Below are 26,866 nucleotides of genomic sequence, written 5' to 3'. Positions count from 1 at the left end.
AGAATCTTTCCCGTCTGGAAGAAATCACTGGGACAAAATTGGACGACCCAAACAATCCTTTATTGGTTTCCGGCCGGAGCGGCGCCGCGGCGTCAATGCCCGGAATGATGGACACGGTTTTGTTTCTAGGGTTAACCGAAGATACCGTTGCCGGATTGATAAAAAAGACGGGCAACGAACGCTTCGTGTGGGACGCTTATCGGCGTTTTATCACCATGTTTGGTGATGTCGTGATGGGTGTGGAACGCCACTATTTTGAAAAGATCCTTGATAAATACAAAAAGAAGGCGCGGGTGAAAAGTGACACGGAATTGACGGCTGAACATCTGAGAAAAGTTGTAGCAGAATCCAAGGTCGTCTATAAAAAACACACCAAGGAAGACTTTCCCAATGACCCAATGGTACAGCTTCGGATGGTTATAGACGCGGTTTTTGCCTCATGGAACAATCCCCGGGCGGTTAAATACCGTCAGCTTTATGACATAAAAGGGCTCCTTGGGACAGCGGTAAACATTCAAGCTATGGTTTTCGGGAATATGGGGGATACTTCCGCCACAGGCGTGTGCTTCACCAGAAACCCGTCAACAGGAAAAAATGAATTCTATGGCGAATTTTTGCCCAATGCCGCCGGTGAAGACGTTGTCGCGGGTATCCGTACTCCTGAACCGATTTGCCGTCTAAGCAAATTGATGCCGGATGTTTATAACCAACTTATCAAGTATAAGAATATCCTGGAAAATCACTTTAAGGACGTGCAGGACATTGAATTTACGATTCAGGAAAATAAGTTGTTCCTGCTGCAGACAAGAAATGGCAAACGCACTATTCAAGCAGCAGTAAAAATAGCCGTGGATATGGTTAGGGAAGGATTGATTGATAAAAAGACGGCTATCTCCCGCATTGATCCAAATCAACTTGATCAACTATTGCATCCGACCTTTGACCTGAAAGCTGATAGGCTGGTTATTGCTACAGGATTGCCTGCTTCACCGGGCGCCGCCGTTGGGAGAGTCGTCTTCAGCGCTGAAGACGCGGAAGAATGGGTGCATAAAAAGAAAGATAAGGTTATTCTGGTGAGAAAAGAAACTTCACCAGAAGACATCGGCGGAATGCATGTCGCGGAGGGTATTTTGACGACGCGCGGGGGTATGACTTCCCATGCCGCTGTGGTGGCAAGAGGAATGGGCAAATGTTGCGTGGCTGGCTGCGGTTCGCTCAATGTGGATTACAAAAGTCAAACTTTCAAAGTAGATGGTAAGACGGTAAAAAAGGGAGACTATATTTCTTTGGACGGCAGCACTGGGGAGGTGATGCTGGGTCAGGTCGCCACCGTAGAACCCCAGCTTAGCGGAGACTTTGCCACGCTCATGGAGTGGGCAGATGAAGTCCGTAAACTTAAGGTCCGCACCAATGCTGACACTCCGACCGACGCGAAAAAGGCGCGAGAATTTGGCGCGGAGGGAATAGGACTTTGCAGGACGGAGCATATGTTCTTTGGTGAAGACAGGATTGATGATGTCCGCCAAATGATTCTTTTTTCCCGAGATGTCAAAATCTTAAGGGCGAAAATTGCGGCCATGGAAAAGGAGTTAGGAAAAGAAAGCAAAAAAAATGGCAACGCCAAAGATTTACAAAAAGAACTTGCAAAAGCGAAGAAAGCGTTGGAGAAACCATTAATGCTTTATACTTCCGCTCTGGATAAATTACTGCCAATGCAAAGGGATGACTTTGAACAAATATTCAAAGCTATGGACGGTCTTCCGGTAACGATACGACTCCTTGACCCGCCTCTTCACGAATTTTTGCCGCATGAAGATTCAAGCCAGAAAGATATTGCCAAAAAAATGAAGATAAGCCTGAAAGAGGTACAGGACAAGGTTGCCGCTCTACACGAATTGAATCCGATGTTAGGGCATCGTGGTTGCCGTCTTGGTGTCACATATCCGGAAATCTACGATATGCAGGTACAGGCCATCATTGAGGCCGCCTGCAATGTGAAGAAAGAAGGCGTTAAGGTGTACCCGGAAATCATGTTGCCAATAATTAGTACCGAGCGGGAATTTGAGCTTCTGAAAAATGACCTTTGCAATATTGCAAAAATGGTCATCCAGGAAAAAGGCATAGAGATTGATTTCATGTTTGGCACAATGATTGAATTACCGAGGGCGGCCCTGATTGCTGACAAGATTGCGAAACACGCCGAATTCTTTTCCTTTGGCACGAATGATCTTACCCAGATGACTTTTGGTTTTAGCCGCGATGATGCGGGTTCTTTTGTACCTGATTACATTGAAAAAGGCATTCTCGAGAAAGATCCCTTCCAGGTTTTAGACGAGGAAGGTGCTGGAGAATTAATCAAGATTGGCATTGTCCGTGGGCAGGTAACACGGCCCAATCTTAAAACTGGCATTTGCGGGGAGCATGGCGGAAATCCGCAAACTATTTCATTTTGTCATAAGGTGGGAATGGATTATGTGAGCTGTTCTCCATTCCGGGTGCCTATTGCTCGACTTGCGGCGGCGCAGGCGGCGTTGCAGCAGCCTGCATCACAAGCAACTGTCTAAACTTTTCTTATCTTGTTTAATTTTTTCAAGGATGGTCCTTAGATACTTAATTTAAAGGACCGTCCTTTTTATTTTTCATTAAAATAATATAGAATGATGTTTATGGCAGCCAACCCCAAAATCGTCACTCGCGTCGCCCCATCGCCTACGGGGCTCTTCCATGTCGGCACGGCTCGGACGGCGCTTTTCAATTATTTATACGCCAGAAAACACGGCGGCAAATTTATTTTAAGAATTGAAGATACGGACAAAGCTCGTTCGGAAAAAAAGTACGAGGAAGACATTGTAAACGGTTTAAAATGGCTCGGTTTGAATTGGGACGAATTTTACAGGCAGAGCGAAAGGACAGAGGTTTATAAAAAATACCTGCAAAAACTTTTAGACGTAGGCAAGGCATATTTGGACGGCAACGCGGTAAGATTTAAAAATCCGAACAAAAAAGTAGTTTTTAACGATATTATAAGAGGCGAGATTGCCACGCAGACGGACGACGTTGGCGATTTTGTTATCGCCAAGGATTTGGAAACGCCGCTTTTCCACTTTACCGTGGTGGTTGATGATTTTGAGATGGGCGTAACTCACATCATAAGAGGGGAGGATCACATCTCCAACACGCCGCGCCATATTCTTTTGCAGGAGGCGCTCGGTTTTAATATTCCTCAATACGCGCATTTGCCTTTGATACTGGGCACCGACCGCTCCAAGCTTTCCAAAAGGCACGGGGCCGCCTCCGTAAACGAATACCGCGAAGACGGATATTTGCCTGAGGCGATAGTAAATTTTCTGGCCTTTATAGGCTGGAACCCGGGCGACGAGCGGGAAATTTTTTCTTTGCCGGAGCTGGTCAAGGAATTTTCCCTGGAAAGAATTCAGAAGGGAGCCGGTGTCTTCAATATCGAGCGGCTCAACTGGTATAACAAAGAATATATTAAGAAAATTGAACCGGAAAAACTGGCTCAAAAATTGTTTGAATATCTGCCGGACGAATGGAAAAAAGAAGCGGAAAAAAATAAAGCTATGTGGCTGAAAATAGTGAACTTGGAAAAAGACCGGATTGAAAAATTGTCCGACATAAAAGGGGGGATTGGGTACTTTTTTAATAAGCCGGTTTATGAAAAAGACCTTTTGTTGTGGCGCAAAGAGCCGGATCTAGCTAATACTAAAAAACATTTAGAAGAAGTTGTCAAATCATTGAGCGCTGTGGATGAAAATAATTTTGAAGCGGATAAAATAAAGGAGGCCGTCTGGAATTTCGCGGAGCAAGAGGGAAGGGGGAGCGTGCTCTGGCCTTTCAGGGTCGCTTTGACGGGCCTGGAAAAATCGCCCGACCCGTTTGCCGTCGCTTCCATATTGGGCAAAAAAGAAACTCTGGACAGGCTCAAAAATGCCGCCGAAAAAATTTAACAAAATCCTCGCCGTTTTCCTCGCCGTTTTTGTTTCGGCCTCTTTTTCTTTTTATAATTTTACCGCCGAGGCCGCCCTCGTGGACGAATTGCGCCAAAAGATTAAAGACAACAGTTCCGAAATAGAAAAAATCCAGAAAGAAATAGAACAAATACAGAAAGATTTGCAAAGCAACGCCAAAGAGGCCGCCAGTCTTAAAGAAAAAATAAACAGCCTGGAAAAAGCTAAGAAGAAACTGGTCGCCGACATCAGCCTGACGCAGAAGCAAATCAAAGCGGCGGAGCTGAACATAGAAAAACTGGGATTTGAAATAAATTCCAAAGAAGAAGACATCGCGGGCAAAAAAGAATCGCTGGGGGAGTTTATAAGAACGATGAACGAGAGCGAGTCGGCCACTATTATGGAAATAACGCTCGCGGAAGACAATTTTTCCGACTTTTTCGGCAACCTCCAACGGCTGAACGATTTTAAAAGAGAAATAAACGACAGCTTGGAACGGCTCAAAAATCTGAAGCAAGGCCTGGAATCGCAAAAAAAAGAAGAAGAAAGCCAAAAGAAAAACATGGAAAGGCTGAAAGGGCAGTACCAGGACCAGAAAAAACTGGTGGAGATAAACCAAAGCAACACGGACAAGGTTCTTAAAGAAACCAAGAACAAGGAAACTAATTACAAAAAGCTTCTGGCCGACCGTCTGGCCAAGCAAAAGGCTTTTGAGGAAGAAATAAGGGAGCTGGAAGACCAGATTAAACTGGCTATTGATAAGAACGCCTTACCGCCAGCCGGCAGCGGCGTGCTCAAGTGGCCACTGGACAAGATCAGGATAACGCAGTACTTCGGCAACACCGAATTCGCTCTGGCCAACGCCAGCCTTTATAACGGAGGCGGGCATAACGGGGTTGACTTCGCCGCCGCCATCGGCACGCCGTTAAAAGCCGCCAGGAGCGGCGTGGTTGAGGGAGTCGGCAACACCGACGAGGCTTGCTACGGCGTCTCTTACGGCAAATGGGTACTCATTAGGCACGACAATAATTTGTCCACCTTATACGCGCATTTGTCGCTTATAAAGGTGTCCAAAGGCCAGCAAGTTGATGTTGGTCAGCTTGTGGGATATAGTGGAGACACCGGCTATGCGACAGGACCACACCTGCATTTCGGAGTATTTGCCACGGAGGGTATAGCGGTGCAGTCTTACAAGAGCAAGGTCTGCGGCACTAATATGATACTGCCGGTTAAAACCAAGAAGGACGCTTATCTTAATCCATTAAATTATTTATAAATAATATGAGAGGCTTCTTTAAATTATTTCTTATAATAATAATCGCTTTGGTCATATTAAGCGCCTTTAACATAAAAATTAAATACGTTTTTGAGAGCGATATCTTTAAAGAGAATCTGGCCTACCTATGGGGCCTTCTAAAATCGGCTTTTGGATTTATAAAGGGGTTGTTTTAGGCACAAGTGTCGGAAGAAGCGATTGTGCGACATTTGCAATGTACACACAATCGCGGCACCTTTTACGACACTATGTGTCGCAAAAGGTATATTGTGCGACGTGGTGTGTTAAAATAAAACGGGACTTCCCTATAACTACTGGGAAGTCCCTAGACATTAACGATTGGCAAAAAGATGTTTTTTGACGCCAATAGTGGCGTCAACATATTTCACCACCTCCTTTCTTTTGGTATTTATTGGGTTTGTTAATTCGTATTTGTTTTTGTGAGAGCAAGCCTGGTTTTTCTTTGAGAGATTATATCTCTCAATTCAATGAGTTTTTGGGGATGCGTTTTGTTCTTTCCGTGACCTTTGTTTTTGCTTGCGGTTATTATCATTTCGTTTTTTCTCCATTTATAAAATTAAAAATAAATTATAAACAAAAAACAAACAAAAACTCAAGTATTATTTATTATTGATTGCATTACCTATACCTACCACCGTCCTTTCGTAGTAGTAAATTTTTTATATTGTTTTAAAACGCCTTTTTCTCTTTCTTTTCATTTCCGGCGTCGCGCAAAACACGACGCTCTGGCGACCTGCTTTATAATCAGAACAAACAATTCTCCTTATACCTCTCTTTCTGTTCCCTTTCAAATAAAAAACATAGCACCTCACAATATAGCTCCTTTTTAAATGTGCCAGATATAAAGTAAGTACTTTTCGCTTAAAATAATACCAAAAAAAACCAAAAGTTTGCAATGCGACCATCAATTGTTATCATTTACGTATGCGCGTATCCTATTCCAGCATAGAGACCCTTAAAAACTGTTCGCTGAAGTATAAGTATCAAAATATAGACAAAATCAGGGCGGCCAAAGGCATAAACGCCCTTTTCGGCTCGGCTATACACTCAACGCTCAAGTTTATGTTTGAGAAGAACCCGTTATACCCCACCCTGGATCAGGTGCTGGACCATTTCCGCGAAATTTGGAATAAGAAAAAAATCCGCCAGCTGGCGGACGTCGACGAAGCGGCCGAGCAGGAAGAAAAAATAGACGAATCGGTGGAGGAAATGTTTTACAAAGACGGCATAGCCATTCTGCAAAAATTCTACAAAAACAACCCGCCCTGGAACTTCAACGTTATTGACATGGAATCGCGGTTTGAATTGGAGGTTGAAGAGGAAAAAACGGGCGAAAAGCACACCCTGTCCGGCATCATAGACCGGATAGACAAAAGTGACGACGGCGTTTTTGAGATAATAGACTACAAAACCGGCCGCAAACTGCCGCCGCAAAAAGAAGTGGACGGCAATCTCCAGCTCTCCGCTTACCTGCTGGGTCTTGTCAGCAAATGGCCGCACCTGGATCCGGAAAAAATAAAATTGAGCTTGTATTACTTAAAGCACGGCGAAAAAATTTCCACCAAAAGGACGAAGGAACAATTGGAAGAAACAAAAAATGTCATCCTGGGGGCGATTAAAGAAATAAACGAGAGAGTAAAAGACAACAACAACTTCCCGCCCTCGCCTTCCCCGTTATGCGATTGGTGCGAGTACAAGCAGATGTGCCCGATGTGGAGGCATCTCTATAAGAAATCTCAAATTATAAGCGCCAAATCCCAAGAAGAAATAAAAGAAATAATTAGGGAATATTTTACGCTCAAAGAGCAAAACAGCCGCAACAACGACCGCCTGGACGATCTCAAGACCTTTATTTTCGGCTTTATGGATGAGCAGAAAGTGGAAAGAGTTTTCGGCGACGAAGGCTATCTGACTAGGACGGTGAAAGAAAAAAACGTTTACGATTTGGAAAAGTTAAAAGAAATTCTGGAGAAATACGGCCGGTGGAAAGACATTCTGGAACCGGACGAGAAAAAACTGGACAAACTCCTCCCCCGCCTGTCGGAAGATTTGAAAGAAAAAATTCTCTCCATAACGCCGAAAAAGAAAGAAATAAGGTTGAATATGAAAAAGAAAGTCGCCCTTGATGAAGACGAAGAGGAAAAAAAAGAAGAATAATCTCAAAAATTTTTAATTCTTTTTCTTCTTCCTTTTCTCCGCTTCTTTCACTTCACTTTCGCTAAGGCCGAAATGATGGGCGATTTCGTGCCAGACGGTATCGCGGACGATTTTTTTGACGTCGTTTTCGTCTTTTGCCGTCTCCAGAATCGGCCCCATGAAAATGGTGATTTTGTCCGGCAAAATGCCATTGTAGCCGGAATCGCGTTTCGTTCTCGGCACGCCCTCATACAAGCCCAGAAGCGTCATGTTTTTACGCAAACGAAGTTTCTTTTTCTGCTCGGCCGAAGGCCAATTCTCCACCACAATCGCCGCGTTATTAACCAGGCGCAAAAACTTCTCCGGAATAGCCTTAATCCCTTCTTTCACCAACTTTGCAAAATCTTTTTTGAGCATAAAATTTGTTTACCAAGCGAATCAAGATATTTGACGATTTTTTGCTGTTCGGAGATTAATTTTGGTGTTTGTGGACAACAACTTGTTGACTTTTTAACCTTTGGGAGTATTATAATAATTGTCATTCGCAAACCGTCACGCTTCGTGGCGGTTTGTATTTTTATATATTTAAATGTCCTTTTTTATTTTCATTTTCCAGCTGTCAATATTTATAAAATGAACGTTGTTTTTGTTTTCTTTGATTAAATTTTTTAATTTGGTTGATAATCTTTTTGTATTTACTCCGGGCTTCCTGACGCCGGCATTAGAGGAAACAATATATACTTTTGTTCCCTTTTCAATAATTTTCTGTATTAAATAATCAAAATCTCCATCGCCTGTAAAAATTAGAAACTCTATGTTTGGTCCGGCGTGTTCCAGTGCGTCCACCGTCAGATCAACATCACAGTTTGATTTTTTGTTATAGCCCATATCCACTATCTCAACATTTTCCGCGCCGCAATTAACACATTTTATTGATATGGTTTTATCAGGTTTTTTATAAGAAAATATTGTTTTTGCCTTTACCACGCAACCGTTTTTAGACAGAAGTTCAAATTCCCTGGCTGTTTCTTCGTCGCCTTCATCTATGCCGGAATAAAAGAACACCTTTTCACACATCCATTTTTCTTTAAGATAAGCGCAGAGCTTATGCCAATCAACAACAAAACCAAGCAATTTTCGCGTAGTGCTTGCCGTATTTTGAACATCTATAAACGCAAATCTCCTTGTTTCAATTTTTCTTTCCATAAAAATATTACTTTAATTATAGCACAAACACCCCTCTCAAAACCGATTTTTCAAGCTCTTTTAGCTCTTTGTTTGTCTGCTCCTGCATAGCTCTAACCTTGCCGATTTTTTCGAATAGCGAATCAAGATATTTGACTATTTTTTGCTGATCAGAGAACGGAGGTATCAATATTTTCACACCTTTTACCAATTCGCTGTTTAAATTTTGCACAACTGCGCCACCAGCTAAAAAACTAAATTGATTATAAATTTCATCTGAACTTAGAAAATAATACATATACTCCTCTAAAATGTTTTTCCTTGGACGCAACAATAACCAGCCGTCATGTATGGCGCCAGTGGTCTTCATAATATACGGTCGTCCAAAACTCATAGAGTTTGTGAGGATAAGGTCGCCCGGCTTTACTATTCGTGTTTTTTTCATACCTTCTTTATTTATTTTTTCTTTTGTTTTATATATATATTTTGTTGAATTTGTCGCATCAGCTATTTTAATCCAGTTAATCCCGTCTTCTGCTTCGGTCAGATAATTTTTAATCGGACGAGGCGAACCACCGCGAGCAATATCACAAATCTCGCCTAAACTTTTCTCTTCCCACCCCTTCTTTTTCCCCTCTTCAAAAATTTTATGCAAAGCCGAAGGAATCAAGGCCGCGGCGTCCGCCATCGCCTCTTTCCGCAATTTCTTCGCCTCATCAATCTTCCCCATCAACCTTTCAATCCTCTCAACAATTTTCTTCTGGATTGAAAGAGGAGGAAGAGGGATTTCAAAATTTTTTATTATTGTTTGACTAAGATTTGGCTGAGCTCCACCCCATGCTTTATCTACTATTTTTTCTCTGATATTCAACAAAGAATAAAATAGATATTTATAATGTAAAACCTTTTCATTACAAACCATACCCGCAACAGCCTGATTGGTTGCCGCCGGTACATCTAAAATGCCTAGCTTTCCAGCCGTTGCGCCATACATGGCAAATAAAACGGTATTTTTAGGAAAAATTTTTGCGCTAGAATTTTTTAATGCTTTTTCAGATATTTTTTCTTCAGAGTTGTTAATATGCTGGCTGTCGTTCAACTCCCCAGATTTTAACCATAAAATATTCCCTTTATAATACTCTAAATTCCTTCGCGAAGGAGTTCCTCCGCTTGTTATAGATAGTATGCTTTTATCTCCTAATTTTTTTATTGTTTTGAAAGCCATGAATCAATGAACTCCAATAATTCCAAACCATTTTTGTGTAATTCTTGCCATTCTTTTTGATATTGTTTTACGCCCGTGTTTTTATCAATTGCTATCCTGATTTCACTCAGTAGCGCGTTAGATTGCTCAACAGTTGGCTGTGGCATAAGTTTCACTGATACACTTGAGCTGTGCATACTGAAATGAACATTATCAATTCGGTTATTTGGAATATCTTTTTCTTCTTTTCTTTTGTTTAAATAATCAGTCAAGGATTGGTTTAATAACACTAAACTATGCAGAGTCACAGCGGCTCCACTTTTACCACCTATTGTACAAGACCAATGAATGTTATTAATAGCCTCTTCAATATGCCCTTCTCCTAACGGAAAGCACCTAATGGATATTTTCTGATTTTCCAAAAAATTTTTAGTAATATCAGCTATAAGTTTTGTAAAATTATTTTTTTCTTGATGGCTCAGGTATTCAAAACGATCCCACTGCAAATCAAAATATTCTAACTTTTCTTTAATTTTATTGTCCAGCCAAAAATAATGGAGTGGAAAATCCAATCTTAAATTTTCTAATTTGTAAGACCTGCCAAGAAGATGGCAAGTATGCCATTTATAACCAATAAAATTATGTAAATCTTTCCTTAGGGGTATAATAATTTTTTCAATTGCTTCTTTTCGTTTAGACTTGGTATCTCTTTTTAAAGATTCTAAATAACCAAAAACAGCAATAACCAAAGCAACCATTGCAGATAAGATTGTGCCAATCGCTGACCACATATTCCAATCTGCCTTGTAGTCATTTAAAAAAGGAAAGATACTCCTCGTTAATCCATCTGCTTTGTAATCTAAATAAAGAATCCATGCGAAAACTATTGCAATAAATAATCCAAAAAACCAACCCGGCATTATGCTTTTTCTGAATTTTAATCTTAATTTTTGTACTTTGTTCATTTTTTTGTTGGGTAATTAGTTTCCATTTCATTAAAAAAAATTTTATTGAAAAATAAATATTTTATCAGAACAAACAAATAAAAGAGTTATGCTCTGATTGAAGAAACATTGCAAATGCTAATATCGCAAAGCCAATATATAAAAGTAGATATGTACTAGAAAAGAATTTGCCATCACCTTCAGCGTTTCCGGCTTGCTCCCACTTCTTCGGATAAATCGGGTCTTCTAGATCGTCAAATGTTTTCGGCGTATAAAGACCTAATGCCTTCTCAAGACGAACGACAACTCGCTGTTGAATAGAGAATCCTTTTTTTAAATCGCTCAAATACCTAAAACGAAGAGCCCAGAATGCTACCCCAAGCGCTATGAGGTAGAAAAACTTCCACTCTAACGCAATAAAAGAGTCGCTCTGTGAGATCCATCCGGCTACAGCAACCATGAACCCAAGAGCCCATACGCCAATATTTTGCACTCGTTCGCGAATTATGCGCATCGCCTCGTACCGCTCTTCAAGAGCGGCTATCAGCACATCTTTTTTATAATTGTCGTTTGTATTTTTCATGTTTCCTTTATGTGGGACCAGACTTGAAGCGCAAAATCTTTCGCTCGCTCGTGGGTGCGGTATGGGCTGCCTTTGAATAACCAGTGAAGATTGCATACTTCAGCGTATTCATCAGCAATTTTTGCATCATGCATGTCCTCCCAAATCTTGTCGGCTACCGCCAATGCGTCTTCTCGATATGTCTTTCCAGAAAAATAATTGTTTGGTACGTTCCAGACAAGACATTCAATAAAGAATGAAGGCATATCGCCGCCCCGGAGCAAATTTTTTTCCTTTAAATCATTTCTGATGTTTTTGAATACTCGCACCACAGACTTGTATGCCCGGGCAGTCCTATCGTTTTTTGTTACGCCATTCTCGTAGTGTTGCTTCGGAAAGCTATAAATTAGATCATTTTTATCCGTACAGAGACCGATTCCGCTCGCCGAAATAACGCCATACGAACTAAAACGGTGATGCTCGAATGCCGGCACGATGTCAGCATTAACGCGCGACGAGTTGCCTTTTAGACGGATACACTTATTCTTTCGTTCAACGTTAAGTATGCCGAACTCGCTCTTCAACACATCATACACCTCCATTTTAAATTGAAAGTAAGTGTATTTGGCTTTAGCACGATATCGATTATAAAGTTGCTTGTCTGTCTCGCTAAGTCTACTTACATCAGGGTAGTAAGAATCCTTGTGCACCACGGCAATATCAATATCACTATCAAGCCGGATATTTGTGCGGTTGTGATGGGATCCTTGCCGGACAAAAGAAATCTTGTCACCAAAATGATTACGAAGTGCATCCGTAATTTGTCGTATAGACCTAGTGCATTTCTCACTCTCTGTGTCACTTGGCGGATTAGCCCACCTGTTAACCTGTTCTTCACTTATCATAGGCCTTATATCATTTTTCTATCTCCCTTAAAATTTTAATAATCTCCTCTTCCTTCCCCATCAACCCTTCCAGAATCTCCTCCGGAGATTTGCGGATGTAGTTTTCTTTTTTGTTCGGATTTTTGAGGTCTAGGTTATAATTTCTGGCTTTTATTTCGTCTATTGATACTTTCCAGGCGTTTTTGTTGTCTTCTTTTTCGCGGTTTTGCCACCAGTTTTTGACAACTGTAAACTCCTCGTCTTTTATCGGCCTGCCTTTGGTGTATTGCCTCAATCCTTCCGGCAAAGGCATTTGATAATACCAAACTTCTTTGGTAGGTTTTGCTTTTTCAAAAAACAACAGATTTGTATTTACTCCGGCGTAAGGGCTGAAGACTCCCGGCGGAAGCCGGACAATGGTATGCAGATTGCATTCCTGAAGCAGTTTTTCTTTAATGGCGCTTTTCACGCCTTCGCCGAAAAGCGTTCCATCCGGAAGCACTATCCCCGCTCTGCCTCCCGGTTTTAGAAGGTGGATAAATAAGACGAGAAAAAGATCAGCCGTCTCTTTGGTTCTGAAGGCCTGCGGGAAGTTGGCTTCCGTGCCATCTTTGACTACCCCGCCAAAAGGCGGATTGGCCACTATCACATCTACCCTGTCCTTCGGGCCGTATTCTCTGATCGGACGGGAAAGCATATCGGCTCTTTTAATCTGCTGAGGCGTTTCCACTCCGTGCAAAATCATATTGGTAATGGCCAGCAAATGCGGAAGTGGCTTTAACTCCACTCCGCGGATGGATGATTGAAGTATTTTTTCATCTTTGGCAGTCTTAACTTCTCCTTTGCCCCTTATATGCTCCAAGGCGCTCACAAGGAAGCCGCCTGTGCCGCAAGACGGGTCCAAAATTATTTCTCCCAATTTTGGATTAACCATTTCAACCACAAATTTTGTAAGCGGTCTTGGCGTGTAATATTCCCCCGCGTTTCCGGCGCTTTGCAGCTCTTTGAGCAAATGCTCGTAAATCTCATTGAAGTGGTGCTTATCTTCCTGTCGGTTGAAATCTATCTCGTTTATCTTGTTTATCACCTGCCGGATCAGTGTTCCGGACTTCATATAATTGTAAGTGTCTTCAAAAACTTCTTTGACGATAAATCCGCGCGGGTCGTCATTGGCGCCGAAAGAAAGCGATTTTAACTTTTTGAAAAGTTTATTGTTGGTGAAGTCTAAAAGTTCATCGCCCGTCATTCCTTCCGGGTCTTGCGCCCAATTCCTCCAGCGCAATTCGTTCGGCAACGGGGACCTGTATTTGTTGTCTATCAGCTCGTATTCTTTTTCTTTGTCGTCAAAAATTTTAAGGAACAAAAGCCAGACAAGCTGGGAAAGTCGCTGAGCGTCTCCGTCCACGCCGGCGTCTTTGCGCATAATATCTTGGATTGATTTGATGGTTGATTGGATAGGCATAAATTAATTGGCGTAGATTGATTCCTGTATTTTTTTGATAACTTCTAGATATTTTTCCCGCCCGCCGAAAATATTGTTGACTATTTCCATCGGCGTGCCAAATTGGGTAAACGGCGTAACGGAAAGGTCGCCGATATCGTCAATGGCGGTAATGCCCTCGTCGGCGTATTTGTCTACAAGCGCGTCTATTATTTCTCTCGCCCTGCCTTCGTATTTTGCGAAATAATCTTTTTTGTGGATATTTTTCGCCCTTTCCTTTCTTGTAAGCGGCGGTTTGCCATAAGCTATGTGGCAAATGAGGTCAAAAGGGTCAAGATTTTTTCCGGCTTCTTGCTCCAGTGCGTCAAAAATCACCCCTTTCTTTTCCAATTCTTTTATAATCGCTTCTTTTTTGTCCGATTTAGTCCAGGCATTAAGAAATTTATCAAGAGAGGCGTGTTCTTTAAGAATGTTTTTCTTGGTGTAATCTTTGAGCGATTCCGTAATAAGCCTCCCGTCCTCGCCGATGTACTGCACCCGCTCGTTGATAATCTTTACATCTATTCCGTTTACGAAATATTTTTTAGGCGCGTCTTTAATAATTCCGGCGCCATTAAGAACAGGGGTATCGTTTATCATTATTTCTTCCTGGGGATTATAGACGGTCGCGTCCTGTCCCGTTTCCGCTTCGGCGGGTGGGTTTAGCGGCTCGTTGTCTTTCGGCTGGTAAATTACCACCGGATCGCCGTCAAAATCCGGGTCGGCGAAAAGTTCGGTGGCGCCGCGGAAATCCATAATGGTGAAGTAAAATTTGTTGTAATCTTCCCTAAGGCGCGTGCCACGGCCGATAATCTGCTTAAACTCGGTCATTGAATTGATGTTGGTATCAAGCACTATCAGTTTGCAGGTTTGGGCGTCAACGCCAGTGGTCATAAGTTTGGAAGTGGTGGTTATAACAGGGTATGGGCTTTCCGGGTCTATGAAATTGTCCAGCTCCTTCTTGCCCTCTTCGTTATCGCCGGTAATGCGGACAATGTATCGGCGGTTTTCCGCCGCAAGGTCGGCATTTTCGTTTACCAAAGCTTGTCTCATTCTTTCGGCGTGGTTGATGTCAACGCAAAAAACTATGGCTTTTTGCACCCGGTCCGTTTCTTTGAGATATTGGGTTATCTTTTTGGCCACCAGCTTTGTCCTGTCGTCCAGGACGATATTTCTGTCAAAATCTTTGGTGTTGTAAATTCTGTCCGGAATTTCGTAGCCGTATTTGTCTAACTTACCTTCTTGCGGGCGATATCCTTCCACATCTCTGTCAATAATTATTCTGATGACTTTATACGGCGCAAGAAAACCGTCATCAATTCCCTGCCGCAGAGAATAAGTATATACCGGCTCGCCGAAATAAGTTTGAGTGGAAATATCTTTTGTTTCTTTGGGTGTGGCGGTAAGTCCGATTTGGGTCGCGCTTTTGTAATATTCAAGAACATCCCGCCACTGGGAATTATCTCTGGCGCTTCCCCTGTGGCACTCGTCCACGATTATCAGGTCAAAAAAATCCGGCGAAAATTGCTTGAAAATATTTTTCTCTTCTTCCAGTCCGGTAATGCCTTGATAAAGAGCAAGATAAATTTCATAAGACTTGTCCACTGTCCTGTTTTCAATCTTTGTCATCTTGTCGCCGAAGTGGCGGAAGTCGTTCATCATCGTTTGGTCGGCCAGAATATTTCTGTCCACCAGAAATAGAATTCTTTTTTTGGTTTTTGATTTCCAGAGCCGCCAGATTATCTGAAAGGCCGTGTAAGTTTTTCCCGTGCCGGTAGCCATTACCAGTAAAATCCTCTTTTGTCCTTTTGCTATTGCCTCTACCGTTCTATTGATGGCAATTTGCTGGAAGTATCGCGGGCTTCTGCCTCCAATCTCTTGATGATATTCCTGCTCCATTACGGCTTGTTGTTCGGAGGAAAGGCCTTTTGCTTTGATATATCTTTTGTAAAGCTCATCGGGAGACGGGAAATTATCCATTGATATTTCCGTTTCTTTTAAACCGTCTTTGGCCAGTTTGTTATGCTCCAGAAAGGCGTCTCCGTTCGTGCTGTATACGAAAGGAATATCCAGCATTTCGGCGTAGTTTAAGGCCTGTTGCATACCGGAGCCGACGGAATGATTATTGTCTTTTGCTTCTATGAGCGCTATCGGGAGATTGTTTTTATAATAAAGAATAAAATCGGCGCGCTTTTTCTCGCCTCTTGTCGCGAATCTCCCTTTGACGATTACTCTTCCCGCCGTGAAAGTTAGTTGCTCTCTGATTTGTTTGTGCAAATCCCAGCCGGCGTTGACAATCGCCGGCAAAACATATTTTGAGCAAATGTCCTGCTCGGATAAATTTTTCTTATCAACCCCGTTCATTGTTTTATAATTATACCATTTTTAGGCCAAAATACAAAGTTTTTCCGTTCATTTTTCAAACGGTTTTTGGCATAAAAAATCGCCGCCAGGTTTGGGCTGGCGGCGGGGTTTGTGGCGTTATTTTAATTTTATTCTATTTTATTTTGAGAAAAAATTTTTCAGTTTTTTGGTTGAAAGCCTATCAAGCGCCATGGAAACTTTGTTCCCGTCGCCATTTGTCATCTCAATAACAACCTGACTTCCTTTAGCCGTAAAAACCGCTTTCTCCCCTTTGCCATTGGTTATTCTTATTTCGCCTTTCATAAATTCTGCTCGTTGCATAATTTTCTCCTTATAAACTAAAAAGTTTTGTTAAAGTAAAATATGCCTGCAAAAATTTAAGCATAATTAAACCGCTAAGTCCACAAAAAATTTTATCGTTTTATTAAGAAAAAATGTACGCACTCCCGAACGATCGTCTAAAATTGCGGACATTTTTTACTCTTCAAACTTTTTTCTGGAGTTCCAGTAGGCGCAATGGTCGCAAATTTTGCTTGATTTTGGAATAATGGCGCTGTCCAGGCATTTTTTGATTTTGAGCAAAATCCCTTCTACCCAGGAATCTTCCCCTTTGTGCGCTATCAGATTGATGTCAAAATCAATTCTTTTGTCAAAAGCCTTCCGGTCCATTTTGCCGGTGCAGTAAACAAAGTAGCCGATGTCCGAAACTTTATATCCGTTTTGCCGCAGCAGCCACTGGTACACCTCCATCTGACGTTTGTAGCCGCTCTGCCATTCTTTATCAAGCTCTTTTACCGCCTCGTCTTTGGCGGTGGCCTTATAGTCAACGACGATGTATTCCCCTTCCCCGTTTATCCACAAATCGTCAATTGCGCCGGTAACCAGTAAACCCGTCGGCTTGTGCAAGAATTTTATCCCGCCAAAATTTCTCCGCCATTCGTCCAACTCCTCGTGAGCAACAGGCCTCGCGTCCAACCCGTATTCTTTTTGCAGCGGATGCTGTTCGTTCTTAGCGCGATGAATGTCAAATTCCTGCTTGAGCAGATGGTCCACCGCGCTGTTTAAAGCGAATGGGAAACCGGGCACCCGCTTTACCCCCAGCTTGTTGTCCAGATAAAAACACCTCGGACACTCCAAAAACAAGTCAATTTTTGTTTTCCCGCCGTAATTCCACGACTCTCCCCTGTTTGGCTTATAATACTCGGACATAGGATTTTAGAATTATATCATAAAATAAAAAGGCGGCTTGCTTTAGATTACGCAAGACCGCCTTTTGGCTGAATTTTGTTTATCTTAACTTAATCTTCCCGGTTGCCGAGTCCTGGGCGAGCTGGGCTCAAATATTCTACCCCATGCGAACCTCCACAGGGATCATTGTACACCGACTGTATTATGGCGAACTGGCCCCAAATTTCAGGACCAATTTCTACGCCGCTTTCGTCGTGCCATATTCCGCCAACCAAAACATCGGTGGCTGAAACAGCGACGATTTTCACGAAATAAGTGTAATGGCACTCATTGCCATCGGCGTCATAATAATCGCCTTCCACATTGTTGGTCAGCCATGCTCCTGAGTCTATATAGCTGGAATGTCCGAAGTGCCGGTCCAGTTTTCCGTCTCCGTCGCAATCTTTGTTGGACAACCAGGCGTCGTTCCACTTCATCATAAGCTTGTCATCAACATAGTCGGCCGTGTCGCCCCAGTACGTCCCATCAAGCACCCTGTCCGAGCCGTCGTAGGTGCCGTTAAACTTATGCGCTTGATAGTTATACCCAAATTGGTCGTAGCCAGTTTGGATTGTGTTTCCGGCGGAGTCAACCAATGTTCCGCTTTGGATGTTTACGCAATCCGCCAGCACAACCTCAGCCGATACCGAAAAAAATAAAATTACAGCCAAGAGCGAAATAAATTTCTTCACCACTCACCTCCTGAAACAAAAAGATTAAATTAAGATAAAATAAAAAATTATTTCTCCTCCTTTCTGTTGTTAATGTTCTAAAATAAGACGAAAATCTTATTGCGGTATTCAAGCATATTTAAATTATTTTGTCAAAAATTATTTCAGTCCCCTGCAATTGGCTGCCGGTTCGTAGCCCGATTTTTCGGCTTCTTCTTTGGTGGCAAACCAGACGCGGTTGCTTTCTTTTATTTTTTGCGCCGATTCGCACCATGCGTAATAATATTTTTTGCCGTTTTTAGAGGCGACGAATATTTTATCTTGCGCTTGCGTCGACACCGGACTTCGACGAGTCTCGTCGAAGTCCGGTGTCGACGAGGCACTTTCTATTATTATCGGCGTTTTTTCTTCCCGGATTTTGGATAGACGGCCCAAACCAAAACTTATGGCCGCCACCAAAACGATAACGGCGGCTAAGAATAAGTCCCTTTCATTGACTTTCAGCCATTCTTTCGCCCTCTTGCAAAGGTTTGTCATTTCTGATAACATACTAAATATTATAGTAATATAAATTATTCTTTCAGTCATCAAAAATTTTACTGACCTTCCAGGTTGAAGCAACCAGGCAGGACCGCAAAATTTTTAGAAATTATGGCACACGTAAAAGCCGGAGGTACAACACATAACCTAAGAGATTCCGCTCCTAAATATCGCGGGATTAAGATTCATGACGGCCAGACCGCGAAGGCCGGTTCTATTATCGTCCGCCAGAAAGGGGTTAAGATAATGGCCGGCAAAAACGCCAAGATGGGCAAGGATTGCACCATCTTCTCTCTTAAAGAAGGCGTCGTTAAATTCACTGACGTTAGAAAAGTCTCTTACGACGGCAACGTCAAAAGGAAAAAAGTCGCCAGCGTCGTTTAAGAAAATCCGAAGCACGAAGCACTAAATCCGAAACAATATTAAAATTCGAATAAAAAAATTTAAGATTTAAAAATTTTAAATTTGTTTCGAATTTCGATATTCGGATTTCGAATTTTTTACAGTTTTTTACAGCGGCAGGATTTCTATTTCAAACTCTTGATTTTTGACTTTGGCTTTGTGGACGCCGAGCTCCTTTAAGTGCTCCGGCATTTCTATCATTTTTGCCGGAATGTCCAGGCGGTGTTCTTCTTTCAGCCTCTTGCTTATTTCTTCGGCGCGGATGTTGGAGAAAAGATGGCCTTTTTCGTTGGCTTTTTCTTTGAGGGTGATTTTTACGCCGCTCAATGCTTTGATGTTTTTTTCCATAATGTCTTCCGTTATCTTTCTTTCTTCCTCTTTTTGTTTCTTGATTTTCTCCGCCGACATTACCGCCTGTTCCGTGGCGGCCTGCGCCAATTTGCGCGGAAAAAGAAAGTTGCGCGCGTAGCCGTCGCTGACGTTTTTAACCTCGTGTTTTCTGCCCACCCCGGACACGTCCTGATTTAGAATTACTTTCATAGTTTTTATTTTACTTGGACATCTGATGTCCAAGTGGTTTTGCTTATAATTTACCCCAATTCTTGACCACCTCTATCGCCTTTTCCATTTGGGGGTCTTTTTCGGCTTCCACGTCTTTCTTGGTTATTTCCACCTTGTAATCCGGTTCCAGGCCGAGGTCGGAGATGGAACGGCCATTGGGGGTTAACCATTTGGCGATAGTGAGCTTGAGCGAGGTGTCCGGCGTTATCTCAAACAATTCCTGCACCGAACCCTTGCCGTAAGTTTTTGTTCCGACGAGCTTGGCTTTGCCGTGCTCCTGCAAAGCGCCAGCCATAATCTCGGAAGCGGAGGCGCTGCCCTCGTTGACCAATATCGCCAAAGGAAGATTTTTAAAGACATCATAGCCTTTGCTGCGAAAGAGATTTTCTTCTCCGCTGGCGAATTTTTCCCTGGCTACCACTTCTCCCGCCGGCAAGAACCAGCTGGATATGTCCACCGCCGATTCCAAAAATCCACCCGGATTGCCCCGCAGGTCTATAATGAGCTTATCTTTGCCGGAATAGACGAAGTCTCGGATGGCCTGGCGGAATTCTTTGTCGGAGTTGCCGGAGAAGCTGTAAAGCTTGATGACGAATATGCCACCCGGCAATTGCTCCGTGTCCAAAATAGGCACGGTGATTTTGGCCCTCGTTATTTTAAATTCTTTAGGCTCGTCCTGGTCTTTCTGCAATATCAGGAGGGCGACCGTAGTGCCTATCTCTCCGCGGATGAGCCGAGCCGCTTCTTCCGCGCTCATATCCAAAGCTTCCTTATCGCCAATTTTTAAAATTTTGTCGCCCGCTTTAATGCCGGCGCGATAAGCCGGAGTATCTTTAAGCGGCGCTATTACCGTGACGTAGCCTCCTTTAACCCCTATTTCCATTCCCACGCCGCCGAAGTCGCCTCTGATGTTTTCCTCAAATTCTTTCGCTTCCTGCGGCGGGAAGAACACTGAATGCGGGTCGCCTAATGATTTTGTCAGCCCTTCCACGGCGCCCCAGACAAGCTTCTGGTCGTCCGCGTCGCCGGCGGAAACGTATTTTGATTTGATGACAGACCAAGCCTTCCAGAACGGAGAAAAATCAACCTCGGCCGGCTTTTCCGTCTCTTTATTCGCCAAACCCGTCACTATCTCCACATCCGGTATCTGTGAATAACCGAAGTAAGCTCCGGCGGAAAAAATCAATAAAGCCGCCAAAAAGCAGCTTATCCAGGTAAAAAGTTTTTTTCTTTTTTGCATAATTTCCATTCTACATCAAAAAAGTTATAATTAAAACAATCCTCGATGTCGGACGTCGAGCTTCGACGTCCGACATCGAACCAATAACGCAAATTATGATTTCTTCCCACAAGCGCAAAAATCTTTCCTGGACGGATTTGGAGTCGCCCACGCCGGAAGAGGTTAAAGAAGTGATGCAAAAATTCGCCATTCCGCCCGCGGTGGCCGACGAGCTTCTGCGCCCCACAGTCCGCCCCAAGGTTGACGCTTACGACAAATTTATTTATCTCGTCCTGCACTTCCCTGTTTATGATATCGTTAGAAAGACCAGCTCCCCCTGCGAAATAGACTTTATCGTCGGAAAAAATTTCATAATCACCACCCACTACCAGTCCATCATTCCTCTGCACGAAATGATAAAAACTTTTGAGGTTGACTCTCTGATGGGAGAAAAGAATATGTCCAAAAGCACCAGCCGCCTGATGTTTCTCATCATCCGGCATTTATACGACTTCGCCTTGCGGCAGCTGGATCACGTCCAGGAAAAAATATCCATTATAGAAGAGCATGTGTTCAAAGGGTTGGAGAAAGAGATGGTAAAGGAAATTTCTTTCGTTCAGCGGGACATTTTGGAGTTTGAGCGGTCGGTGCACGCGCATAAAAGTGTCATGGCGTCGCTGGAAGCCATAGACGGAAAATTGATGGGCGAGGAATTCCAACGCTATTTGAGAATAATTGAAGGAGAGCTGGGTCGGGTTGAGAGCTTGCTGGACAATTCCCGCCAGGCCATAGAAATTCTGCGAGAAACAAACAATTCCCTGCTCTCCAACCGCACTAATGAGATTATGAAAACTTTGACCATCATGGCTTTTATCACCTTTCCGGTAATGTTCTTGTCCAGTCTGTTCAGTATGAACACCAACTCTTTGCCTATCGTCGGGAAAACCGGAGATTTCTGGATAGTGGTATTTTTGATGATTGCCGCCGCCGGCGCGACCTTCTCCGTATTTAAAAAGAAAAAGTGGCTGTAAGTAGATATAAAAGAGCCGAGAATTAGGCTTCTAATTCTCGGCTCTTTTAATGTACTTTATTTACCTTCCTGCTTGTTTATATACACAAGTTTTGCTTTCCAATTTGGTCCTATTGCCATGAGGACATTGGAAATAACATCTACCACTACCTTGTCCCAATTGAACAAAAGCCCTTTCTCAATAAAAATCTCAAAGTTATCAATTTCAGCATAACTAACGCCGGACACTCTCCCCACCATCTGGCCGATTAAACGCAAAAGATTATTTGAGTTGCGAACGGTGTTATCGTCTTCTACGGCAATTTCAACTTCGGCTTCGGTGTCGTCGTCTTCGTGAAGACTTTGAATTTCGCCGGCGCTGGCAATAATAGGCAACTCCATTAATATCTCAACACCATCAAGAGTTTCGGACAATCTTCGCTTAAAGTGAATTGATATGCTGTTCTCGTCGTGCTGCACTAGCGCGTACTCTAAAATCTTGTCAACCATGTCCCCCTCCTTTTGTTCGTCTTGGTTTTTATTTTTAAAGTTAAGGAACTTCTGCCGCTAGCTTTAATATTATTATGATTAAACGCCATGTCAATTTTGCGCTTGCTCCCGACATTGTGTATTATTTAAGCAATACTTATGTCCGACGAATTCAAATCTTTGTCCGTGAGAATCCCGCCCCACAATCTTGAGGCGGAAAAATCTGTTTTGGGGGCGCTGATGCTTGAGCCGAAGGTAATGGACGTGGTGGTGGATATTCTTCAGCCGGAAGATTTTTACCACAACAAACATCAGGCGATTTACGAAGCAATAATGGACCTGCACTCCAAACGGGAGCCGATAGACGTTCTCTCGCTTTCCAACCGGCTTAAAGAAAAAAAGCTTTTGGAAAACGTCGGCGGCAGCGCCTACCTCGCGGAACTGGTCAATTACGTGCCTACCGCCAGCAACGCCAAACATTACGCCGAGATAGTCCACAAGAAAAGCGTCCTGAGGGACCTGATAGAATCCTCCAGCCACATCTCCCAGCTCGGCTACAAAGAGGAGGAAGAGATTGACTCCCTTCTGGACGAAGCGGAGAAAAAGATATTCAGCATCGCCAGAATGTCATCCAAACAAAGATTTGTGAATATGAAGACATCCATGATGGATGCCTGGGAGAGGTTTGACAAGCTGCATAAGTCCAAGGGCGAACTGCGAGGCACGCCGACCGGATTTTCCGAGCTGGACAATTTGCTGGCCGGATTCCAGAAATCAGACCTCATCATTCTTGCCGCCCGGCCTTCCATGGGTAAATCGGCGCTGGCTTTGGACATTGCCCGCAACGTGGCCTGTAAATATAGTATACCTGTGGGCATCTTTAGTCTTGAAATGTCCACCCAGTCTTTGGTGGACAGAATGATCGCTTCGGAAGCGCACGTTGACTCGTGGAAATTGCGTACCGGCAAACTTTCCAGCGAAGAAGAGTTCACCAGGATAAGAGACGCTTTGGACAGGCTTTCCACCGCGCCGATATTCATAGACGACGAATCATCCGTAAACATTATGCAGATGAGAGCCAAAGCCAGGCGGCTGCAGGCGGAACACGGCCTTGGGCTTCTGGTCGTTGATTATCTCCAGCTTATGGTGCCGCGGCAGAAGTCCGACAACATGGTCCAGCAGATAACGGAAATTTCCCGCTCGCTCAAAGGATTGGCCAAAGATCTGGAGGTACCGGTGCTGGCGCTGTCGCAGCTGGCCAGAGCGGTGGAATTGAGAAATCCGCCCATTCCTAAACTGCACGACCTGCGCGATTCCGGCTCAATTGAGCAGGACGCGGACGTTGTTATGTTTATTTATCGGGAGGATAAATACAAACCGGACACGGACAGAAAGAACATAGCCGAGATTCACGTTGAGAAGCATAGAAACGGCCCCACTGGAAAAATAGACCTGTATTTTAATCCGGAAAAAGTCAGCTTCAGCGGCATAGAAAGGGGCGATTTTGGAAGTTTTTAATCCGAGCCCAACTGAAAAATGAACCTGGAAAAGTTAATTGAAATGTTTTTAAAGTTCCCGGGCGTCGGGCCGCGCCAGGCCCGGCGGTTTGTTTATTTTCTGGCCGGAGAAAATAAGGGTTTTGTTGATTCCCTGTCCAAACTCATTGCCGAAATAAAAAGCGGAATGAGGCAGTGTGAATCTTGTTTTCATTATTTTGAACAGGGAAACTTGGAAGTTTCGCTTCCAAGTGGAAGCAAAACTTCCAAGTGCAAAATTTGCGCGGGTATAGGACGTGATGTTTCCTTGTTGATGGTGGTGGAAAAAGACGTTGATTTGGAAAATATAGAACGGACGCGTGTTTTTAACGGAAGATATTTCGTGCTTGGCGGCGTGGTGGAATTAAACGGCGGCGGAAAAACTGAAAATGTCCGGCTCAAGGAGTTGTTTGAAAAAGTTAAAAAAGAAAAACCGCGGGAAGTTATTCTGGCCACCGGCGCCACGACGGAAGGAGAAAGCACCAATCTTTACATCAAAAGACTGCTGGAGCCGTTGGGGGTTAAGATAACGAAACTCGGACGAGGCCTTTCCACTGGCGCCGAATTGGAATACAGCGACAGCGACACCATAGAAAACGCGCTGGAAAACAGAAAATGAGTTATTTATAAAACCGTCCTCACTTTTAAGCGATAGCAGTAAAATGAGGACGGTTTTATTTATTTGCCAGAAATATTTGGGATTACTTTATCTCTTCTATTTGGACTTCCGTAAACGGCTGGCGATGGCCGGCTTTCTTGCGGGATCGAGTTTTGGATTTGTATTTTAAAATCGTGATTTTGTCGGCCCGGCCGTTTCTCAGCACCTTGGCGGAAACGGAAGATCCGGCAACCTGGGGTTTGCCCACTTTGATGTTATCTCCTTCGGCAACAAGCAACACTTTGTCAAAATTAACAGTGGCGCCTTCCTGTGCGTCTGCGTCGTTTAATTTTTCCACCTTTATTTTTTGGCCGGCTTTAACCAAGTACTGCTTTCCGCCGGTCTGGATTACCGCTAGTTTGTCGTTCATAATTAAGCCTTATATTACATCAAAATAAAATTTCCTCCGGCTTATCCAAAACCTGCGGCTCCACGCCGATAGCCGCGCCGGTTATACGCAAAACGTCTTTGTCTATCTTGTTTAATTCTTTGTACGAGCTGTTGTAGGTGTTTACGGTGGTGGCCAGATTGGCGCCGAGCTTCTTCATGTACTCTTCGTAGGCGCCGAGGTGGCGCGACAAATCCTCCACCCTCTTTCTTATCTCCTTGGCCGATTCTTCTATCTGCAAAGCCTTCAGCCCCTGCAAAACCGTCTGCAGATAAGCCAAGAAAGTCGTGGGCGAGGTGATGATGACTTTCTTCTGTTTGAAGGCGTATTCTATGAGGTCAACGGTGGAGGTTTTGACGGCGCCGACCTGGTTTATAAGCAGGTCGTAAAAAATCCCTTCTGAGGGAATGAACATAAAAGCGAAGTCGGTGGTGCCTTCGTTGGGTCGGATGTATTTTGATGTTTCGTCAATCCTGTTTTTCAAATCCTGCTTGAAGGTTTTTTCCAGCTTCTCTCGCTCAGCCGCGTTTGTTTCCTGCACTATGCGGTTATAGTTTTCCAGCGAGAATTTGGAATCTATCGGGATTATTTTGTCTTTGACGAATACCGCCGCGTCCACGATGATGCCGTCTTTAAAACCGTATTGCATCTGGTAGCTCCCGGGCGGCAGAACGTTTTTCAGCACTGTTTCCAGATAATATTCCCCCAACACTCCTCTTTGCTTGGGGTTGGTTAAAATATTCTGCAGATTTTGCAACTGGCCGGCGAAGCCGACGACTTGCTTGTTTGTTTCGTCCAACTTGGTGAGCTTTTCCGTCACTTCGGAAATAATTTTGGCGGAGTGGCCGATCTGCGACTGCATCGCTTTGGTGGACTCCCCTATTCTTGTGTCTAATGTGTTTCTGATGTCCAAATTCGTCCGGTGCAGCGCCTCTCTTAATTCTCTGAGCTGGTTTTGCATCAGCATTAACCCTTCGTTTTTTTCCGGCCCGGCCGCTTCCCTGCCCGCCAGCATTTTCTTCATCATCAGCCAAAAAACGACGGCCAAAACAGCCACCGCGCCGATTAAAACCAAAATTATCGTAAAAATTTCCGGCATGATTTGATTTTACTCTGATATTAAGTTTTTGATAATCTTTATCATTGTTTCCTTATCATTGTTTCCTTTTCTTTCGGTTGGCTTTCGGCAATAAGAAGCGACAACGCCACAAGGGCGTTGTCGTTTATTTTTCTCTCGCCGGATTTTTTGAAGAGATAGTTTACTTTGTCTAAAAAATAAACAAACAAAAAGGCGGCGGAACGTTTATTTCCATCAGAAAACGGATGATCTTTAATCACAAAATAAAGAAGATGCGAAGCCTTGTCTTCTATTGATGGGTATAATTCTTTTCCGCTGAATGTTTGATAAAGCCCTCGAACTATTCCTTCAAAACTTCCATCTCTCTCGCTCCCAAACAAATCCCCCGCTTCTTTTTTGGTCATCAATTCTTTTCTCAATTCCTTTATTATTTTCAGACAATGTTCATAAGTGAGAATAAATTTTGTTTTCCCTCTTTTTAATTCTTTCAGCTCTCCTTTGTCATATTGTTCAAGAATTGTCAGCGTTTTGGCGTAATTGGACAACAAGTTTAAGATTTCGCCTTCCTGCCCGCTTAACATTTCTTTTTTGGATTTCTCTTGCAAAAAAGAAATAGCAGTTTGCAGTTCTTGAAATTTTTCTTGCGCTTCCAATAACCTTTTCTCATTTACGGCATAGCCTTTAACTAGATATTGTTTTAAAACATTTGTCGCCCATTTTCTAAAATGGATTGCGCGAGCGGAATTTGTTCTGTAACCAACGGCTAAAATAACATCTAAGTCGTAAAACATCACCGGCTTGTCAGAATTTGCAATGTGCAAAAAATGCACATTGCTTTTTTTGTCCACTTCTTGATCTTTAAAAATAGCTTTGATATGTTTGGCTATAACCGACCTGTCTTTTCCAAACAAATCGGCAATCTCATTCTGCCTGAGCCAAACTGTTTCTTCTTCAAAATGCACTTTCAATTCAACCTCATTTTTTGAAGTTTTATAAATTATTATCTCCCCTTTTTTGAAATCATCTTTTTTCATTATCCACCGCAATTATAGCACAAAAACAAAA

Annotated in this window: 26 protein-coding genes; 8 read left to right on the top strand and 18 right to left on the bottom strand. The window is 43.2% G+C overall.

Annotated features, from left to right (window positions below; all coding sequences use genetic code 11):
* From HUT38_02840 to HUT38_02825, 4 genes are all read left to right on the top strand, one after another.
* Window positions 1–2,564, top strand: a 2,564-nt coding sequence (locus HUT38_02840) for a pyruvate, phosphate dikinase (GenBank protein NUQ57395.1), incomplete at its 5' end; no start/stop codon positions are given.
* Window positions 2,565–2,657: 93 nt separating this feature from the next.
* On the top strand, window positions 2,658–3,968 hold the full coding sequence (gltX, locus tag HUT38_02835) for a glutamate--tRNA ligase (GenBank protein NUQ57394.1): 1,311 nt from the start codon (window positions 2,658–2,660) through the stop codon (window positions 3,966–3,968).
* Complete coding sequence (locus HUT38_02830; GenBank protein NUQ57393.1) at window positions 3,949–5,244, top strand: peptidoglycan DD-metalloendopeptidase family protein; 1,296 nt, start codon at window positions 3,949–3,951, stop codon at window positions 5,242–5,244. Before gltX ends, HUT38_02830 begins: the two co-directional genes overlap by 20 nt.
* 945 nt (window positions 5,245–6,189) lie before the next feature.
* Window positions 6,190–7,422: a PD-(D/E)XK nuclease family protein gene (locus HUT38_02825; protein NUQ57392.1), complete on the top strand. Its 1,233-nt coding sequence runs from the start codon at window positions 6,190–6,192 to the stop codon at window positions 7,420–7,422.
* A gap of 12 nt (window positions 7,423–7,434) precedes the next feature.
* On the opposite strand, the gene HUT38_02820 is transcribed toward HUT38_02825, so the two are convergent.
* The 12 genes from HUT38_02820 to HUT38_02765 form a co-directional block, all read right to left on the bottom strand.
* The gene (locus HUT38_02820; GenBank protein ID NUQ57391.1) at window positions 7,435–7,818 is read right to left on the bottom strand and encodes a metallopeptidase family protein; all 384 of its coding nucleotides are present in this window, start codon (window positions 7,816–7,818) and stop codon (window positions 7,435–7,437) included.
* A 168-nt stretch (window positions 7,819–7,986) separates the two neighbouring features.
* The gene (locus tag HUT38_02815) at window positions 7,987–8,607 is read right to left on the bottom strand and encodes an NYN domain-containing protein (protein ID NUQ57390.1); all 621 of its coding nucleotides are present in this window, start codon (window positions 8,605–8,607) and stop codon (window positions 7,987–7,989) included.
* A 16-nt stretch (window positions 8,608–8,623) separates the two neighbouring features.
* Entirely contained in the window at window positions 8,624–9,811 is a 1,188-nt protein-coding gene (locus HUT38_02810) for a restriction endonuclease subunit S (GenBank protein NUQ57389.1), read from the bottom strand.
* A complete protein-coding gene (locus tag HUT38_02805) occupies window positions 9,793–10,755 on the bottom strand; it encodes a hypothetical protein (protein ID NUQ57388.1) in 963 nt (320 codons plus the stop codon). Before HUT38_02805 ends, HUT38_02810 begins: the two co-directional genes overlap by 19 nt.
* Before the next feature lie 64 nt (window positions 10,756–10,819).
* Window positions 10,820–11,317, bottom strand: a complete 498-nt coding sequence (locus HUT38_02800) for a hypothetical protein (protein NUQ57387.1) — start codon at window positions 11,315–11,317, stop codon at window positions 10,820–10,822.
* Window positions 11,314–12,201, bottom strand: coding sequence for a nucleotidyltransferase (locus HUT38_02795; protein ID NUQ57386.1), 888 nt, complete (start codon window positions 12,199–12,201; stop codon window positions 11,314–11,316). Before HUT38_02795 ends, HUT38_02800 begins: the two co-directional genes overlap by 4 nt.
* A gap of 10 nt (window positions 12,202–12,211) precedes the next feature.
* Complete coding sequence (locus tag HUT38_02790) at window positions 12,212–13,642, bottom strand: SAM-dependent DNA methyltransferase (GenBank protein NUQ57385.1); 1,431 nt, start codon at window positions 13,640–13,642, stop codon at window positions 12,212–12,214.
* A 3-nt stretch (window positions 13,643–13,645) separates the two neighbouring features.
* Window positions 13,646–16,024: a DEAD/DEAH box helicase family protein gene (locus HUT38_02785; GenBank protein ID NUQ57384.1), complete on the bottom strand. Its 2,379-nt coding sequence runs from the start codon at window positions 16,022–16,024 to the stop codon at window positions 13,646–13,648.
* Between the two features lie 138 nt (window positions 16,025–16,162).
* Window positions 16,163–16,345: a hypothetical protein gene (locus HUT38_02780; GenBank protein NUQ57383.1), complete on the bottom strand. Its 183-nt coding sequence runs from the start codon at window positions 16,343–16,345 to the stop codon at window positions 16,163–16,165.
* A 156-nt stretch (window positions 16,346–16,501) separates the two neighbouring features.
* Window positions 16,502–17,233 carry a PD-(D/E)XK nuclease family protein gene (locus HUT38_02775; protein ID NUQ57382.1) on the bottom strand — a complete coding sequence of 244 codons (732 nt, stop codon included), beginning with the start codon at window positions 17,231–17,233 and terminating at the stop codon, window positions 16,502–16,504.
* An 89-nt stretch (window positions 17,234–17,322) separates the two neighbouring features.
* The gene (locus tag HUT38_02770; GenBank protein ID NUQ57381.1) at window positions 17,323–17,943 is read right to left on the bottom strand and encodes a hypothetical protein; all 621 of its coding nucleotides are present in this window, start codon (window positions 17,941–17,943) and stop codon (window positions 17,323–17,325) included.
* A 138-nt stretch (window positions 17,944–18,081) separates the two neighbouring features.
* A complete protein-coding gene (locus tag HUT38_02765; GenBank protein ID NUQ57380.1) occupies window positions 18,082–18,471 on the bottom strand; it encodes a hypothetical protein in 390 nt (129 codons plus the stop codon).
* 102 nt (window positions 18,472–18,573) lie between these two features.
* On the opposite strand from HUT38_02765, the gene rpmA reads away from it, so the two are divergent.
* The gene (rpmA, locus tag HUT38_02760; GenBank protein ID NUQ57379.1) at window positions 18,574–18,846 is read left to right on the top strand and encodes a 50S ribosomal protein L27; all 273 of its coding nucleotides are present in this window, start codon (window positions 18,574–18,576) and stop codon (window positions 18,844–18,846) included.
* 126 nt (window positions 18,847–18,972) lie between these two features.
* Here the strand turns inward: rpmA and rplI are convergent, their stop codons facing one another.
* Together rplI and HUT38_02750 are read right to left on the bottom strand one after the other, a co-directional pair.
* Window positions 18,973–19,404, bottom strand: a complete 432-nt coding sequence (rplI, locus tag HUT38_02755; GenBank protein ID NUQ57378.1) for a 50S ribosomal protein L9 — start codon at window positions 19,402–19,404, stop codon at window positions 18,973–18,975.
* A gap of 43 nt (window positions 19,405–19,447) precedes the next feature.
* Window positions 19,448–20,665, bottom strand: coding sequence for a S41 family peptidase (locus HUT38_02750; protein NUQ57377.1), 1,218 nt, complete (start codon window positions 20,663–20,665; stop codon window positions 19,448–19,450).
* Between the two features lie 95 nt (window positions 20,666–20,760).
* On the opposite strand from HUT38_02750, the gene HUT38_02745 reads away from it, so the two are divergent.
* Window positions 20,761–21,675 carry a magnesium transporter CorA family protein gene (locus HUT38_02745; protein ID NUQ57376.1) on the top strand — a complete coding sequence of 305 codons (915 nt, stop codon included), beginning with the start codon at window positions 20,761–20,763 and terminating at the stop codon, window positions 21,673–21,675.
* A gap of 56 nt (window positions 21,676–21,731) precedes the next feature.
* Here HUT38_02745 and HUT38_02740 read toward each other — a convergent pair whose 3' ends face one another.
* Complete coding sequence (locus tag HUT38_02740) at window positions 21,732–22,163, bottom strand: hypothetical protein (GenBank protein ID NUQ57375.1); 432 nt, start codon at window positions 22,161–22,163, stop codon at window positions 21,732–21,734.
* Between the two features lie 138 nt (window positions 22,164–22,301).
* Here HUT38_02740 and dnaB point away from each other — a divergent pair, with 138 nt between their 5' ends.
* Window positions 22,302–23,660, top strand: a complete 1,359-nt coding sequence (dnaB, locus tag HUT38_02735) for a replicative DNA helicase (protein ID NUQ57374.1) — start codon at window positions 22,302–22,304, stop codon at window positions 23,658–23,660.
* An 18-nt stretch (window positions 23,661–23,678) separates the two neighbouring features.
* A complete protein-coding gene (gene recR / locus HUT38_02730) occupies window positions 23,679–24,296 on the top strand; it encodes a recombination protein RecR (GenBank protein NUQ57373.1) in 618 nt (205 codons plus the stop codon).
* 82 nt (window positions 24,297–24,378) lie between these two features.
* Here the strand turns inward: recR and rplU are convergent, their stop codons facing one another.
* Genes rplU through HUT38_02715 form a run of 3 tightly spaced genes read right to left on the bottom strand, consistent with a single transcriptional unit; the run spans window position 24,379 to window position 26,835 of the window.
* Window positions 24,379–24,705, bottom strand: coding sequence for a 50S ribosomal protein L21 (gene rplU, locus HUT38_02725; protein NUQ57372.1), 327 nt, complete (start codon window positions 24,703–24,705; stop codon window positions 24,379–24,381).
* A 19-nt stretch (window positions 24,706–24,724) separates the two neighbouring features.
* A complete protein-coding gene (locus tag HUT38_02720) occupies window positions 24,725–25,822 on the bottom strand; it encodes a DNA recombination protein RmuC (protein ID NUQ57371.1) in 1,098 nt (365 codons plus the stop codon).
* 41 nt (window positions 25,823–25,863) lie between these two features.
* Window positions 25,864–26,835, bottom strand: coding sequence for a virulence protein RhuM/Fic/DOC family protein (locus tag HUT38_02715; protein NUQ57370.1), 972 nt, complete (start codon window positions 26,833–26,835; stop codon window positions 25,864–25,866).
* Window positions 26,836–26,866 lie beyond the last annotated feature (31 nt).

Origin of the sequence: Candidatus Paceibacter sp., assembly GCA_013360865.1 — a bacterium.
Classification (GTDB): Bacteria; Patescibacteriota; Minisyncoccia; order UBA9983; family UBA9983; genus SURF-57.
Note: the sequence above shows the minus strand (reverse complement) of the source record. Positions and strands in the feature narration are given on the sequence as shown.

Coding starts and splice junctions, on each gene's coding strand:
- recR (NUQ57373.1), top strand. CDS start 23,679: ATGAACCTGGAAAAGTTAATTGAAATGTTTTTAAAGTTCCCGGGCGTC.
- HUT38_02805 (NUQ57388.1), bottom strand. CDS start 10,755: ATGAACAAAGTACAAAAATTAAGATTAAAATTCAGAAAAAGCATAATG.
- rplI (NUQ57378.1), bottom strand. CDS start 19,404: ATGAAAGTAATTCTAAATCAGGACGTGTCCGGGGTGGGCAGAAAACAC.
- dnaB (NUQ57374.1), top strand. CDS start 22,302: ATGTCCGACGAATTCAAATCTTTGTCCGTGAGAATCCCGCCCCACAAT.
- HUT38_02830 (NUQ57393.1), top strand. CDS start 3,949: ATGCCGCCGAAAAAATTTAACAAAATCCTCGCCGTTTTCCTCGCCGTT.
- HUT38_02790 (NUQ57385.1), bottom strand. CDS start 13,642: ATGCCTATCCAATCAACCATCAAATCAATCCAAGATATTATGCGCAAA.
- rpmA (NUQ57379.1), top strand. CDS start 18,574: ATGGCACACGTAAAAGCCGGAGGTACAACACATAACCTAAGAGATTCC.
- HUT38_02785 (NUQ57384.1), bottom strand. CDS start 16,024: ATGAACGGGGTTGATAAGAAAAATTTATCCGAGCAGGACATTTGCTCA.
- HUT38_02795 (NUQ57386.1), bottom strand. CDS start 12,201: ATGATAAGTGAAGAACAGGTTAACAGGTGGGCTAATCCGCCAAGTGAC.
- HUT38_02815 (NUQ57390.1), bottom strand. CDS start 8,607: ATGGAAAGAAAAATTGAAACAAGGAGATTTGCGTTTATAGATGTTCAA.
- HUT38_02745 (NUQ57376.1), top strand. CDS start 20,761: ATGATTTCTTCCCACAAGCGCAAAAATCTTTCCTGGACGGATTTGGAG.
- HUT38_02750 (NUQ57377.1), bottom strand. CDS start 20,665: ATGCAAAAAAGAAAAAAACTTTTTACCTGGATAAGCTGCTTTTTGGCG.
- HUT38_02765 (NUQ57380.1), bottom strand. CDS start 18,471: ATGTTATCAGAAATGACAAACCTTTGCAAGAGGGCGAAAGAATGGCTG.
- HUT38_02720 (NUQ57371.1), bottom strand. CDS start 25,822: ATGCCGGAAATTTTTACGATAATTTTGGTTTTAATCGGCGCGGTGGCT.
- HUT38_02780 (NUQ57383.1), bottom strand. CDS start 16,345: ATGCAACGAGCAGAATTTATGAAAGGCGAAATAAGAATAACCAATGGC.
- HUT38_02775 (NUQ57382.1), bottom strand. CDS start 17,233: ATGTCCGAGTATTATAAGCCAAACAGGGGAGAGTCGTGGAATTACGGC.
- HUT38_02740 (NUQ57375.1), bottom strand. CDS start 22,163: ATGGTTGACAAGATTTTAGAGTACGCGCTAGTGCAGCACGACGAGAAC.
- HUT38_02820 (NUQ57391.1), bottom strand. CDS start 7,818: ATGCTCAAAAAAGATTTTGCAAAGTTGGTGAAAGAAGGGATTAAGGCT.
- HUT38_02825 (NUQ57392.1), top strand. CDS start 6,190: ATGCGCGTATCCTATTCCAGCATAGAGACCCTTAAAAACTGTTCGCTG.
- rplU (NUQ57372.1), bottom strand. CDS start 24,705: ATGAACGACAAACTAGCGGTAATCCAGACCGGCGGAAAGCAGTACTTG.
- gltX (NUQ57394.1), top strand. CDS start 2,658: ATGATGTTTATGGCAGCCAACCCCAAAATCGTCACTCGCGTCGCCCCA.
- HUT38_02715 (NUQ57370.1), bottom strand. CDS start 26,835: ATGAAAAAAGATGATTTCAAAAAAGGGGAGATAATAATTTATAAAACT.
- HUT38_02810 (NUQ57389.1), bottom strand. CDS start 9,811: ATGGCTTTCAAAACAATAAAAAAATTAGGAGATAAAAGCATACTATCT.
- HUT38_02800 (NUQ57387.1), bottom strand. CDS start 11,317: ATGAAAAATACAAACGACAATTATAAAAAAGATGTGCTGATAGCCGCT.